Annotated in this window: 11 protein-coding genes; 2 read left to right on the top strand and 9 right to left on the bottom strand. The window is 64.3% G+C overall.

What is annotated here, in order from left to right:
• Window positions 1-8: 8 nt before the first annotated feature.
• From B0E49_RS07915 to B0E49_RS07900, 4 genes are all read right to left on the bottom strand, one after another.
• Complete coding sequence (locus B0E49_RS07915; protein WP_077561647.1) at window positions 9-449, bottom strand: host attachment protein; 441 nt, start codon at window positions 447-449, stop codon at window positions 9-11.
• A 41-nt stretch (window positions 450-490) separates the two neighbouring features.
• The gene (locus tag B0E49_RS07910) at window positions 491-1,330 is read right to left on the bottom strand and encodes a universal stress protein (protein ID WP_286137876.1); all 840 of its coding nucleotides are present in this window, start codon (window positions 1,328-1,330) and stop codon (window positions 491-493) included.
• 91 nt (window positions 1,331-1,421) lie between these two features.
• Window positions 1,422-2,066: a response regulator gene (locus B0E49_RS07905; RefSeq protein ID WP_077561645.1), complete on the bottom strand. Its 645-nt coding sequence runs from the start codon at window positions 2,064-2,066 to the stop codon at window positions 1,422-1,424.
• Window positions 2,063-3,154 carry a PAS domain-containing sensor histidine kinase gene (locus B0E49_RS07900; RefSeq protein ID WP_077561644.1) on the bottom strand — a complete coding sequence of 364 codons (1,092 nt, stop codon included), beginning with the start codon at window positions 3,152-3,154 and terminating at the stop codon, window positions 2,063-2,065. Before B0E49_RS07900 ends, B0E49_RS07905 begins: the two co-directional genes overlap by 4 nt.
• 172 nt (window positions 3,155-3,326) lie before the next feature.
• Between B0E49_RS07900 and B0E49_RS07895 the strand changes: the two genes are divergently transcribed.
• On the top strand, window positions 3,327-3,803 hold the full coding sequence (locus tag B0E49_RS07895) for a universal stress protein (protein ID WP_077561643.1): 477 nt from the start codon (window positions 3,327-3,329) through the stop codon (window positions 3,801-3,803).
• A gap of 18 nt (window positions 3,804-3,821) precedes the next feature.
• On the opposite strand, the gene B0E49_RS07890 is transcribed toward B0E49_RS07895, so the two are convergent.
• The 5 genes from B0E49_RS07890 to B0E49_RS07870 all read right to left on the bottom strand — a co-directional run bounded on the left by B0E49_RS07890 (window position 3,822) and on the right by B0E49_RS07870 (window position 9,437).
• On the bottom strand, window positions 3,822-5,372 hold the full coding sequence (locus tag B0E49_RS07890; protein WP_077561642.1) for a malonate--CoA ligase: 1,551 nt from the start codon (window positions 5,370-5,372) through the stop codon (window positions 3,822-3,824).
• A gap of 16 nt (window positions 5,373-5,388) precedes the next feature.
• Window positions 5,389-6,189 (bottom strand): enoyl-CoA hydratase/isomerase family protein, encoded by an 801-nt coding sequence (locus tag B0E49_RS07885; RefSeq protein ID WP_077561641.1) that lies wholly within the window; start codon window positions 6,187-6,189, stop codon window positions 5,389-5,391.
• Window positions 6,186-7,664 carry a malonyl-CoA decarboxylase gene (locus tag B0E49_RS07880; RefSeq protein ID WP_077561640.1) on the bottom strand — a complete coding sequence of 493 codons (1,479 nt, stop codon included), beginning with the start codon at window positions 7,662-7,664 and terminating at the stop codon, window positions 6,186-6,188. The genes B0E49_RS07885 and B0E49_RS07880 overlap by 4 nt, the downstream gene beginning before the upstream one ends.
• A gap of 45 nt (window positions 7,665-7,709) precedes the next feature.
• Window positions 7,710-8,537, bottom strand: a complete 828-nt coding sequence (lgt, locus tag B0E49_RS07875; RefSeq protein WP_077561692.1) for a prolipoprotein diacylglyceryl transferase — start codon at window positions 8,535-8,537, stop codon at window positions 7,710-7,712.
• A 78-nt stretch (window positions 8,538-8,615) separates the two neighbouring features.
• On the bottom strand, window positions 8,616-9,437 hold the full coding sequence (locus B0E49_RS07870; RefSeq protein WP_144264484.1) for a THxN family PEP-CTERM protein: 822 nt from the start codon (window positions 9,435-9,437) through the stop codon (window positions 8,616-8,618).
• Between the two features lie 327 nt (window positions 9,438-9,764).
• Between B0E49_RS07870 and ilvD the strand changes: the two genes are divergently transcribed.
• Window positions 9,765-11,447 (top strand): dihydroxy-acid dehydratase, encoded by a 1,683-nt coding sequence (gene ilvD / locus B0E49_RS07865; RefSeq protein WP_077561691.1) that lies wholly within the window; start codon window positions 9,765-9,767, stop codon window positions 11,445-11,447.
• The last annotated feature ends 6 nt before the right edge of the window (window positions 11,448-11,453 follow it).

Here is an 11,453-nt window from a genome sequence, read left to right as displayed (position 1 = left end):
GCTGCAGATCAGCGCGCCAACGCGCGTTTGACGCGCTGCTCCAGTTCACCAAGGCCGTAACTGGTCAGGTCCAGATCATGGGTGGCGGACAGCAGGCGCGAGGTGGCCGCGCCGAGTTGGGCCTTGAGTTCGCCCAGAAACGGGCTGGATGCGAAAATCGCCAGCGAACGAAAACTACCCGGCTGGGCCTGCTGCTCCAGATAATCGGCCAGTTCGCGCGCAAAGCGCGTGTGCTCCTTCTGCTTGGCATTCACGTGTGGCTGGAAGGCTGCTCCGCTGAAGTCGTGGTCGGTCTTTTCCTGCCCTGACCTGCCATCGGCCAGGTCGCTGACCTTGGCGCGACCCTGCGGATGCGCAAAATTCTGGAGAACCACCATCGGGCCACCCCGTTCGCGTCCCAACAGCCGCGCCTGCGTGGCGTTGGCGACCATGATCCAGTCGGATTTCATATTCGCTTCCTCCCACAATTGCCCGTCTATCCTGACGGCCGTCAATGGACCATCAGTACCGGCAGGGTCATGGATTCCAGCACCGTCCGCGAAGTCCCTCCCAGTACCCATTCACGCGCGCGGCTGTGGCCGTAACAGCCCATGACCAGCAAGTCGGCCTGGAAATCGAACGCACGAGACAGCAGTTGTTCGCCCAGTCTCTCGCGCTCCTTGCCCTGGTGGTGCCAGATTGCCTCCACCCCCTTCAGCTTGAGGTAACCGCTCAGGCCCAGCCCCTCGCCGCCGACGTCGGCATCTTCGTCCTCCCAACTGAGCACATGGACACGCTGGGCACTCTGCAGGAAAGGCAGCGCCGCGGCGACCGCGCGGGCCGCCTCGCGCGTCGGCTTCCAGGCAATCACCACGGTCTCGCCTATGACCGCCGGCACGATGGCATAAGGCAGGATCAGGGCCGGCTTGCCGCTGATCGCCAGCACGGTCTCGACAAAATCGGCCGGCACATGCGTCGATCCGGCGTCCGTTGGGTCATGCTGACCCAGCACCAGCAGGTCTGCATACAACGCCTGCTGCGCGAACGCGGCCATGATGGGCTCGTCGCGCACCTCGGCCCATGAAATGGGCACCTCGGATGCCGCCTGTGCTTGCTCGAACAGGGCTCGCGCCCGGGCGTGCTGCTCGTCATCGATCTCGCGCAAGGCGGCTCCCATACCGGGGCCGACCCCGGGCGAAAACGGCAGCTCCATAAAACTGGGCGTGACCGCATAGAGGGCGGTAATCGCAGCGTCGAGCCGTGGCCCGAGCCGCTGCGCGACCTCCAGGCGCTGCGCTGCGCGCGGGGAGGGATCAAGGTGGACCAGCAGTTGCATAGCGGAAGCTTTCACAAAATCTCTCCTTTGACAGCAATTTTGTAATGCTAGTGTGCCGCCGCACCCCCAACCTTGACAAACATCAAGCGTGCGCCATAACGGCCACTCAGGGCTCCATCTGATCAGCCAGGCCGTGCCGGAGGGCATAGCGAATCAGCTCGCTCTGGTTTTGCAGGCCCATCTTGTGCATCAGATTGGCCTTGTGGGTGCTGACGGTCTTGACCGACAGGTTGAGCCGGCCCGCGATGTCGGTGACCGATACGCCGGCCACCAGCAGCCGCAGCACCTCGAATTCTCGGTTCGACAGGCTCTCGTGCAACGGCGCTTCGCTGCCCGGCATGGCGCCCAGGGCCAGTTGCTCGGCCACCTCGGCCGTAACGAACGCACCGCCGCCGGCGATCTTGCGGATGGCCTGCTCCAGTTGCGCCGGGGCGCTTTCCTTGGTCAGGTACCCGCTGGCGCCGGATTTGATGGCGCGCACGGCATATTGCAGTTCCTGATGCATGCTCAGCACGAGGATGCGCAATCTGGGCTTCTCGGCGCGGACCAGCCGGATCACCTCCATGCCGCTGCGCCCCGGCATGGACAGGTCCAGCACCAGCACATCGAAGGCGAGATCGCGCACCCGCTGCATGACCTCGCTGCCGTTGGCCGCCTCGCCAGCGACTTCCATGTCGCCCGCCGCAAGGATGATGCGCTTGAGGCCTTCACGCACGATGGCATGGTCGTCGGCAATCACGATCTTGATCACGTTGCCGCTCCCGCGTCGGCCATGGGGATGCGCACCACGATGCGTGTGCCCTTGCCCAACTGGCTGTCGACGTCGATGCTGCCCTTGAGCAGGTGCGCGCGCTCGCGCAAGCCCATCAGACCCAGCGAATGGGGCTTGCGCGGCGCCGCCGGGGAAAAGCCACGGCCGTTGTCGGCAACCCGCATCGTCACCGCAGCGGGCGTGCATTCGATCTGTACCTCGACCTGCGAGGCCTGGGCGTGCTTGGCCACGTTGGCCAGCGACTCCTGCACGATGCGGAACACCGCCGTCGCATAGGGCTCTGGCAGTTCCAACTCTTCGTCGGCCAGCAGCGCGCAGGCCACGCCGGTGCGCTGGGTAAAGTTGTGCACCAGCCACTCGACGGCCGGGATCAGGCCCAGATCGTCAAGCAGCAGCGGCCGCAGGTCGGCGGCAATGCGCCGCGTGGCGGCTACCGCAGTGTCGAGCATGGTGAGCATGTCGCCCAGTTTGGTCGCGACGGCCTGGCCACCGTCAGGCAGGCTGTCGCGCACCCAGATGGTGTCCATTTTGAGCGCAGTGAGCAACTGCGCCAGTTCGTCATGCAGTTCGCGCGCGATGCGGCGCTTCTCGGCTTCGCGGATGGTGTTGGCCTCGGCGGCGAAGGCGCTCAGCTCTTCCTGTGCCCGCACCCGTTCGGTGACATCGCGCAGAATCACCGTGAACAGCTTGCCGCCGCGGGTGTCCACCTGGGAGATCGAGGCGTCCATCCGAAACTCTTCGCCATTGGCGCGCAGGCCGTAGACCACCGAGGAGCCTCCCATGCGCCGCGAGGTCACGCCCGTGGCGCCGAAGCGCGTGACGTGGGCCCCGTGGGCGGCGTGGAAGCGCTCGGGAATGAGCCGGGCCAGGGGTTGGCCCAGCATTTGCGCGGCCGTCCAGCCAAAGACCTTTTCAGCCGCCTGGTTGTACTGGACGACGCGCCGCCCTTCGTCCACAGTGATGATCGCGTCCATGGCGGAGTCGAGCAGGCTGGCGAGCAAGGCGCCGTCCTGCGAGCCAGGGGGTGCGACGGCCCCGCTCGCAGGCCCGGGGGGCGAAAACAGCATAGTTCTTTTTGCGGAAGTGACTTCAGGTTTGCAGTATAGGTCCGCGTGTCGGACCCGAAGTTGCTCCCCGCCCGGCCGGCAGCCACCTCCCTCCCCTTGATCAAAATCAACATCGCCGAAACGTGCATGCTTCATACTGCAATCGTTCAGCATTTAATTCAGGAGCCGCATCATGTACCAGCGAATTCTCGTACCCGTGGATGGCAGTCCGCCCGCCAACAAGGCCCTTGCTGCGGCCCTGCAAATGGCCAAGGATTTCAACGGCCGGGTGCGCTTGATTCATGTGGTGGACGAGCTGGCCGGCTTCAGCGGCTATGACCTGTATGGCGGCTACCCCGGCGATCTCCTGGAACTCATACGGGAAAACGGCCACAAGATTCTTGACGAAGCCATGGCCACGGCCCAGGCCGCCGGCGTCGAAGCCGACAAGGTGCTGTCGGACAACTTCGGCGAGCGCCTGGGCGAGGCAGTGGTCGACGCAGCCAAGCGCTGGAATGCCGACCTGATCGTGATCGGCACCCACGGCCGGCGCGGCATCGGCCGCGTGCTGCTGGGCAGCGGCGCCGAACAAATCATCCGCCTGGCGCCGGTGCCGGTGCTGGTGGTGCGCTCGCCGGAAACCGAAAAAGCCGCCAAGGCCGGCACCTGAGCCCCCGCGCCAGCATTTTTAGGTGAACAGGCTCTTGTGCTGCTCGCGCAGGACTGCCTTTTGCACCTTGCCCATGGTGTTGCGCGGCAGCTCACTGGCCACGAAGCAGCGCTTGGGAATCTTGAAGTTCGCCAGGCTCGCCTTGAGCTGGGCCATGATCCGGTCCGCCTGCAGCGTCTGCCCCGGCTTCGGGACCACGATGGCCACTCCCACCTCGCCGAAGTCGGGGTGCGGCACGCCGACCACGGCGCTCTCGGCCACGCCGGGCATGTCATTGATGTAGCTCTCGATCTCGGCCGGGTAGACGTTGTAGCCGCCGCTGATGATCAGGTCCTTGGCCCGGCCCACGATGGTCACGTAACCCTGCGCGTCGATCCTGCCGACGTCGCCGGTCTTGAAGAAGCCGTCCGCCGTGAATTCTTCGCGCGTCTTCTCCGGCATGCGCCAGTAGCCCTTGAACACGTTCGGCCCTTTCACCACGATGGCGCCGGTCTCGCCGGCGGCCAGCGGCCGGCCCGCATCGTCCTGCACGCGCAGCACGACGCCCGGCAGCGGAAAACCCACGGTGCCGCCACGGCGCTCACCCTGCTTGGCGTCGTACGGGTTGGAGGTCAGCATCACGGTCTCGCTCATGCCGTAGCGCTCCAGGATGGTGTGGCCGGTTCTGGCGCGCCATTCGTTGAAAGTCTCGATCAGCAGCGGTGCCGAACCCGAGATGAAAAGCCGCATCTTGCGCACGGCCGCCCGGTCAAGCGCGGGCTCGGCGAGCATGCGCACATACAGCGTTGGCACGCCCATGAACACGGTGGCCTGCGGCAGCCGCGCGACCACCTGTTTGGGGTCGAACTTGCCGAACCAGATCATCTTGCTGCCGCTCAGCAGCGCGCCGTGGATCGCCACGAACAGGCCATGCACGTGGAAGATCGGCAGCGCGTGAATCAGCACGTCATCGGGCCTCCAGCCCCAGTACGCTTTCAGAACCAGCGCGTTGCTGAGCATGTTGCCGTGCGTGAGCATGGCGCCCTTGCTGCGGCCCGTGGTGCCGCTGGTGTAGATGATGACCGCCAGATCGTCGGCTGACCTGTGCGCCACTGTGTGTTGGTCGCTGTAGTGGGCGGCGCGTTCGAGCAGGGTACCGCTGCGGTCCTCGTTCAACGTGAAGACGTGCCCGGTACCGGCCTTGAACGCAATCTTGCTGACCCAGCCGAAGTTTTTGCCGCTGCACACCACCACGGCCGGCTCGGCGTTACCGATGAAGTACTCGATCTCGGCGCTCTGGTAGGCCGTGTTGAGCGGCAGGTACACATAGCCCGCGCGCAGCGTGGCGAGGTACAGCACCATCGCCTCCACCGATTTTTCCACCTGCACGGCGATGCGTGAGCCCTCCGGCAAATCGAGCGACGCCAGCAGGTTGGCGAGCATGGCCGTGGCGCGCTCCAGGTCGCGCCAGGAGTAGTGCAGGCCGTTGTCGGTTTCCACCGCAATCGCGTCGAGGTTGGCGGGGAAGGCGGCGCGCAGGGCCGCAAACAGATTCTGGTTGTCCGCGCTGTGGGGGATGGGCTGGCTCATGATGGTCCGGGATTGGTTAAAACACGGGTTTGCGTTTTTGCAGGAAGGCGGCGATGCCTTCGCGGTGTTCGGCGCTGTCGGCATAGCGATAGGCGTCGCGCATCTCGCTTGCTACTGAATCAGTAGCTGAGGGTGCAGTCTCCATAAGGGCTGGAGCATGATTCAATGCACGAAGGGTCTGCTTGTTCAGGCGCGCTGCCTGCGGGGCCAGCGCCGCCACGTGGCGGGCGCTGACCAGTGCCGCGCTGGCGGCCGCAGCGGCCGCGACGACCTGGTTCAGGAAGCCGCGCGCCTTCATCTGGGCGGCGCCCAACACCACCGCCTGCAGCAACATTTCCCGGGCGCTCAAGGCCCCGGCCTCGCGCAGCACCAGTGCGGCCTCGCGCGGCGCCATGGGAAAACCCAGCCGGGCGATCGGGGCGCCAAAGCGGGCGGACTCGGCCGCGATGCGGATGTCGCAGCAACAGGCGATTTCAACACCGGCGCCCATGCAGTTGCCCTCGATCTGCGCGACGATCGGCACATCGCAATCGAGCATGGCCTGCAGGCCGCCCCAGACATCGTTTTCATGAAAGTCGCGCAGGCTTGCCTCGTCGAAGCGAAAGGCCGGGTATTCGGCAATGTCGCCGCCCGCACAAAAATCACCCCCCTCGCCCCGAATCAGCACGCAGCGCACGTCGGTGCTGCGCTGGATGCTCTCAAAAACAGAGCGCAGTGCACGCCACATGGCGCGCGACATGGCATTCAGCTTGCCCGGATGGCGCAGCGTGACGAAGGCCACACCAGCCTGCTGTTCGACTTCGACGGTTCCACTCATGAGAAACGCAGGCTCCCGATTTCCTTGGACAGCGGGATTTTCCCCTGCGCGAGCATGGCCCGGTGCTTGTCCAGCCGCTTGAGGTCATAGAGGTAGTTGACCATCACGCCCCAGGACTGTTTGAGGCCTTTGGCCGAGGGGTCGGCGCCCCAGTTGAGCCGCTCCACACGCGCGCCATTGCCCAGGTGAAAGCGCGCGACCGGATCCAGCGGCTTGCCGTCAACCCCTGCATGTGCCAGGTAGTGGGCGGCGCAGCGCAGCAGCATCTGGCGCAGCGGCGACGAGACCGGCAGCGCCAGCGGGCTCTCCAGTGCGCCCAGCAGAGAAGCGGCTGATGGCGGCGTCAATCCCAGCGCCTGGCCCAACTCGACACGCGCCTTGTCATCGAGCTTGTCCAGCATGGCAGCGGCATTCTTGCCGAGCCAGCCGCGAAACCCCGGAATCGGCGACAGCGTGGCAAAGTGCCGCAGCCTGGGCAATTCATCGTGCAGCGTCTCCACCACGCGCTTGATCAGCGAGTTGCCAAAGCTCACGCCGCGCAGGCCGGTCTGGGTGTTGCTGATGGAGTAAAAAATCGCCGTGCTGCTGTTTTTCGGATCGACCGGCGCGGCGCCCTCGTCCAGCAGGGGCGTAATGCTGTCGGCCATCTTCTGCATGAAGGCCACTTCGACAAAAATCAGTGGCTCATCAGGCAGGTTCGGGTGAAAAAAACCGTAGCAGCGGCGGTCCGAATCGAGCCGGTTCTTCACATCGGCCCAGCTGCGGATGTCGTGCACCGCCTCGTACTTGATGAGCTTTTCGATCAGTGAGGCCGGAGAGTCCCAGCTGATGCGGCGCAACTCGAGAAACGCCAGATCGAACCAGGTGGAGAACAGGCTCTCCAGCTCCGCGTCCAGCGCCACCAGGCGCTTGTCGGTCTTGAGCTGAGGCAGCAACTCGGAGCGCAGGTCCAGCAGGAAACGCATGCCCTGCGGTGCCACCGCAAAGCGCTTGAGCAACCGCGTGCGCGGCGACACAAAGGCGCGGCGCAGCCGGATTTCCGCCGGGCCCTCTTCGGCCGTGCCCTGTGCAGCGTCGTACTGTTCGCGCGCGGCATTGACCTTGTTGGCGTCGGGTCCGAACTGCTCGCTCATCAGCAGCCAGGCATCGCGGCGCTGCTCGGGTGTGGCTTTGGCGTACCACTGGGCCACGCCGCTGGCACGCCGGCCGCCTTCGACCTCGCTGACCTGCGGATCGATGATGGCCTGCAGCTCCGCCAGCGTGCGGCGCAGCACGCGGGGCGAGAGGGCTTCCCGCTTCTGCCGCAGGGTCGCCTGCAAACGCTCGCGGGTGGAGCGCGAGGGCGGTGGCGTGACTGCTTCCTTTTTAATAGCTACCGGTGCAACACTGGCCTTGGGCAACGGCACATGGGAGTCGCTTTTGGCATTGGGCAGCAATTTCGAGACACCGCGGTTGATCCAGTCAGATGTGCTCATCACCCAGCCTCCTTGTTGCCTTCAATCGGATTCGTGCGGGTACCTCTATCTTGCGGACGCCGCCCGCACCGGCTGCCGCCTCGCCCACCACCACAAGCCCACGCCGCCCACAATCATCGGCACGCACAGCCACTGCCCCATGCTCATGCCCAGCGACAGCAGGCCGAGAAAGTCGTCCGGCTCGCGGAAAAACTCCGCGATGAAGCGGAACACGCCATAGCCCACCAGAAAGGCCGCCGCCACCTGGCCCTGCCGGCGCTCCTTGCGCGCGTACAGCCACAGGAGCACGAACAGCAGCAGGCCTTCCATCAGGAACTGGTAGATCTGCGAGGGGTGCCGTGGCAGCATCGAGCCGCTTTCCGGAAACACCATGCCCCAGGGCAGATCGGGGCTGCAAAAGCGGCCCCAGAGTTCGCCGTTGATGAAGTTGCCGATCCGACCCGCCGCCAGCCCGGTCGGCACGCACGGCGCCACAAAGTCGGCCACCTGCAGCCAGGGCTTGCCGCGCGAGTGGGCAAACCAGAGCATCGAGCCGATCACGCCCAGCATGCCGCCATGAAAACTCATGCCGCCCTGCCACACGGCAAAGACTTCCAGCGGGTGCGAAAAATAGTAGCCCGGCTTGTAAAACAGGCAGTAGCCGAGCCGCCCACCGATCACCACGCCCATCACGCCCAAAAACAAAATGTCCTCGACGTCCTTGCGCGTCCAGGCCCCCGGCCCCCGGATGGAGGCAAACGGCTCGTGCCTGAGACGGCAAATGCCCAGAAACATGAACAATCCGAACCCGGCCAGATAGGTCAGGCCGTACCAGTGAATCGCCAGCGGCCCGATTTGCAGGGCGATGGGATTGATATGGGGGTACATCAGCATGGCGGCCATGTTAGCGTGAAAAGAAAACGGCCCGCCGAAGCGGGCCGTTCACGCAGCACCGAAGATTCTTTTGTTGAATCAGCGTACCTGAATCCTGCGGCGCGCGACGGCGAGACCGAGCAACGCCAGACCCACCAGAGCGATTGTGCCGGGCTCGGGAACGGACAGGGGCAGCGTCGAGATCGTAAAGCCGAAGGTCAATGTTGTGGTGGCGTCCTCCGGTGTGGTAAAGCCGAAGCAACCAGTCGCTGGCGCCGCTGAGTTCACGGCGTGCACGGCAGCACAGGCCGAGGGCTCCAGAATGCTCAACACCCCGCCTGAAGTCGGGAAGATGTTGACAAAGTAGCTCGAACCGAGGTAGGTGAAAGTCTGGTTAAAGAAGCCATTAAGCAACACGAAAATGTCGTTACACGGGTTGTTGGGCGGACTAGCCGCGGGGCACTGCCCCGCCACATTCGGCGTTTCCAGAAATGCGATGTTGAAATTGATGGGCGACAACGTGCCGGGACCTGCGCTCGGTGGAGCCAAAGCCGTCAGGTTCAGCGTGCTATTGAGCGTAGCGCCGGTCATGGGGGAGTTGAAGATAGGAACGTTGTGGTGGGTCAGCGTACCTCCAGCGGCTGTGGACTCCGGCGGCGGCGTGCCGCCACCCACATAGGTAGTCACGGTTTCGTTTGCCGGCGGGCTTGTGAGCGTCAGCGAACTCTGACCGAAGCCGTCAGGCTCTCCCCAACTCAGGGTCTGGTTCGAGTTCGAGAGAGTCACGCCGGTAGCAAAAGAACCAGGGATCCATGTATCGCTGACCGTGGCACTCCATTGCGTCACGATCGCCGCATGGCTCGATAAGGCAAAGCCCATCAATGCACAGGCTCCAAGAAAAACTCTAAGAGGTCGTTTCATGATATTCCCCAAGTATGTTAAGAAACTAGCAGGCGTCTGCGGCCAAGCGAATTTCGTGCCAGCAATATCGGTCAAAAATTAACCCTTTAGCATCAATAACTTAGCTGTTTCCAATCATTACAAAATGGGTGAAACTTCATTCCACCGTCAATTTTTCCGACACTGGTGCCGGGATCGAAGGCGGCAACACCCGCTCAACATCGATCAGACCATGCGGTGGAGGTGGCGTGAAATACGCAGGTTGACAGCGCCTTAGAATGGAAACTTGCCATGGCCCGCCAAGGCCATCATGGCAATTCCCCCGCAACACAATCCATTGCCTACGCCATGACCACTTTGAATCCCCGCAGCAAGAACATCACCGAGGGCAAGTCGCGCGCCCCCAACCGCTCCATGTACTACGCCATGGGCTATGAAGAGGGCGATTTCAAGAAGCCGATGGTCGGCGTGGCGAACGGCCACAGCACCATCACCCCGTGCAACTCGGGACTGCAAAAGCTGGCCGACGCGGCGATCGCCGGCATCGAGGAAGCCGGCGGCAACGCGCAGGTGTTCGGCACGCCCACCATCTCCGACGGCATGGCCATGGGCACCGAGGGCATGAAGTATTCGCTGGTGAGCCGCGAGGTCATCGCCGACTGCGTGGAAACCTGCGTGCAGGGCCAGTGGATGGACGGCGTGGTCGTGATCGGCGGCTGCGACAAGAACATGCCGGGCGGCCTGATGGGCATGCTGCGCGCCAACGTGCCGGCCATCTACGTGTATGGCGGCACGATTTTGCCCGGCCACTACCAGGGCAAAGACCTGAACATCGTGAGCGTGTTCGAGGCCGTGGGCGAAAACGCCGCCGGCCGCATGACGGACGAGGACCTGCTGCAGATCGAGCGCCGCGCCATCCCCGGCACCGGCTCGTGCGGCGGCATGTACACCGCCAACACCATGTCGTCGGCCTTCGAGGCGCTGGGCATCTCGCTGCCCTACTCGTCCACCATGGCGAACCCGCACGACGAGAAAGTAAATTCGGCCAGGGAGTCGGCCAGGGTGCTGGTCGAGGCCATCAAGAAAGACCTCAAGCCACGCGACATCGTGACGCACAAGTCGATCGAGAACGCCGTGGCGGTGATCATGGCCATCGGCGGCTCGACCAACGCGGTGCTGCATTTCCTGGCCATTGCGCACGCGGCCGGCGTCGAATGGACGATCGACGACTTCGAGCGCGTGCGCCAGAAAACCCCGGTGCTGTGCGACCTCAAGCCCAGCGGCCAATACCTGGCCGTGGACCTGCACCGCGCCGGCGGCATTCCCCAGGTCATGAAGATGCTGCTGGTGGCAGGTCTGCTGCATGGCGATTGCATCACCATCACGGGCCAGACCATTGCCGAAGTGCTGAAAGACGTGCCCGACGCCCCGCGCGCGGACCAGGACGTGATCCGCCCGATCAGCAACCCGATGTACAGCCAAGGCCACCTGGCCATCCTCAAAGGCAACCTGAGCCCGGAAGGCTGCGTGGCCAAGATCACCGGCCTGAAGAACCCGGTGATGACCGGCCCGGCGCGCGTGTTCGATGACGAGCAGTCGGCGCTGGCCGCCATTCTGGCCGGCAAGATTGTGGCGGGCGATGTGATGGTGCTGCGCTACCTCGGCCCCAAGGGCGGCCCCGGCATGCCCGAAATGCTGGCCCCCACCGGTGCGCTGATCGGCGCCGGCCTGGGCGAGAGCGTGGGCCTGATCACCGACGGCCGCTTCTCGGGCGGTACCTGGGGCATGGTGGTGGGCCACGTCGCACCGGAAGCGGCCGTGGGCGGCACCATCGCGTTCATCCATGAAGGCGACTCGATCACCATCGATTCGCGCCAGCTCAAGCTGGAACTCAACGTGAGCGAGGCTGAAATTGCCAAGCGCCGCGCGGCCTGGACGGCGCCAAAGCCGCGCTATACCCGCGGCGTGCAGGCCAAATTTGCCTTCAACGCATCCACCGCGAGCAAGGGTGCGGTGCTCGACAACTTCTGACAACCG

Source organism: Polaromonas sp. C04 (assembly GCF_002002705.1).
Classification (GTDB): domain Bacteria; phylum Pseudomonadota; class Gammaproteobacteria; order Burkholderiales; family Burkholderiaceae_C; genus Rhodoferax_A.
The sequence above is the reverse complement of the archived record's forward strand: the minus strand, read 5'-3'. Positions and strand labels throughout refer to the sequence as shown.

Excerpts from the sequence above, each read along its gene's own strand:
- B0E49_RS07915 (WP_077561647.1), bottom strand. The coding sequence starts at position 449 with ATGAAATCCGACTGGATCATGGTCGCCAACGCCACGCAGGCGCGGCTG.
- B0E49_RS07885 (WP_077561641.1), bottom strand. The coding sequence starts at position 6,189 with ATGAGTGGAACCGTCGAAGTCGAACAGCAGGCTGGTGTGGCCTTCGTC.
- B0E49_RS07895 (WP_077561643.1), top strand. The coding sequence starts at position 3,327 with ATGTACCAGCGAATTCTCGTACCCGTGGATGGCAGTCCGCCCGCCAAC.
- ilvD (WP_077561691.1), top strand. The coding sequence starts at position 9,765 with ATGACCACTTTGAATCCCCGCAGCAAGAACATCACCGAGGGCAAGTCG.
- B0E49_RS07880 (WP_077561640.1), bottom strand. The coding sequence starts at position 7,664 with ATGAGCACATCTGACTGGATCAACCGCGGTGTCTCGAAATTGCTGCCC.
- lgt (WP_077561692.1), bottom strand. The coding sequence starts at position 8,537 with ATGCTGATGTACCCCCATATCAATCCCATCGCCCTGCAAATCGGGCCG.
- B0E49_RS07890 (WP_077561642.1), bottom strand. The coding sequence starts at position 5,372 with ATGAGCCAGCCCATCCCCCACAGCGCGGACAACCAGAATCTGTTTGCG.
- B0E49_RS07870 (WP_144264484.1), bottom strand. The coding sequence starts at position 9,437 with ATGAAACGACCTCTTAGAGTTTTTCTTGGAGCCTGTGCATTGATGGGC.
- B0E49_RS07900 (WP_077561644.1), bottom strand. The coding sequence starts at position 3,154 with ATGCTGTTTTCGCCCCCCGGGCCTGCGAGCGGGGCCGTCGCACCCCCT.